The organism is Moorena sp. SIO4E2, from assembly GCF_010671945.1.
Classification (GTDB): domain Bacteria; phylum Cyanobacteriota; class Cyanobacteriia; order Cyanobacteriales; family Coleofasciculaceae; genus Moorena; species Moorena producens.
In genome coordinates, this window is record NZ_JAAHIE010001248.1 from 1 (window position 1) to 1,352 (window position 1,352).

At 40.8% G+C, this 1,352-nt stretch carries 1 protein-coding gene; it reads left to right on the plus strand.

Going from position 1 to position 1,352, the window contains the following annotated elements:
- The coding region (locus F6K37_RS42625; RefSeq protein ID WP_287257249.1) for a TldD/PmbA family protein at positions 1-1,052 on the plus strand (1,052 nt) is incomplete at its 5' end.
- Positions 1,053-1,352: the final 300 nt, after the last annotated feature.

Consider the following 1,352-nt stretch of genomic DNA (forward strand, 5'->3'; position numbering starts at 1 on the left):
CAGACTTTAGCCCTGAATCAACGGTATCGATTCCAGAGATTCCCAATAATCAAGTGCCTCAACAGCCAGTATCTAAATTAGTAGAAACCCTACTGGATTCAGAGAAAAAGTTACTGGAAGCTCACTCGGCTATTGCCGGAGTTCCTTACAATGGACTATCTCAACGGGATGTTGAGCGCTTTTATCTCAATAGTGATGGGGCATTGCGCCAGCAAGCTAGTTCCTCTGCTTCCATTTATCTTTATACCAAAACTGAGGAAGAAGGGAAAAAGCCCCGTAGTGCTGGTGCCTATAAGATTAGTAAAGGGTTAGAAACTCTGGATATTCAGACTTGTCTGCAAGAAGCTGCTGAGAAAACCATCAGTCACTTGAACTATGAGAAAGTTAAGTCCGGTAAATATCGGGTAGTGTTCTCTCCCGAAGCTTTCCTAAGTTTACTGAATGCTTTTTCTAATTTATTTAATGCTCAGAATATTCTAGACAAGCAAAGCCTCTCGACTCCTGAGTTTCTAGGTACTCAAATTGCTTCTCCTCTGCTTTCTGTCTGTGATGATGAGCTACATCCAGAGAATGTGGCACCGGTCTATTTTGATGGAGAAGGAACCCCTACTCGTCGAGTACCGATAATTACAGAAGGGGTGTTAAGCAGTTTTCTGCACAGTGCTGGCACCGCGAAACGCCTGAATGCTCAACCAACAGGTCATGCAAATATTGGAGCTAAAGTTACAGTTAGCCCTAATTTCTATCATGTTTTTCCTGGTCAATCTGCTGAACAAGAGTACAGCTTAGACCAAGCGGAGAATGTGATTTGGATTGATGAAGTGAATGCGCTTCATGCAGGAGTTAAAGCACTCGAAGGTTCCTTTTCTCTACCCTTTGATGGTTGGATGGTGAATAAAGGAGAATTAACTAGTATTGATTCCGCAACCGTAGCCGGAGATTTTCGGGAACTGCTGAAATCCATTATTTATGTGGAAAAAGAGGCTGAGTTGACCTCTGGTGGAGTCTGTCCAAAAATCTGGGTTGATGGTTTGTCCATTACTGGGGATTGAGGGTTTAAGGTTATTTGGTTGAAGGTTAATAGGTTGAAGGTTAACAGGTTGAAGGTTAACAGGTTGAAGGTTAACAGGTTGAAAGTTGATTGGTAAAAATTAAAAATTAGTAACATTTTCAAGCATTCAGCTATCAGCTGAATGCTTATTTATTGGATATTAATACCAAATCCGGTTATAATAGACTTAATACAAAATTCTAATGTCAAATGCCCAAAAAAGCTTATTTAGCTGACCATCTGAGTAATGGTGAACTGAAAAAAAGATACAGAGCTTCTCAAGACCCCGTAGAAGCAAGAA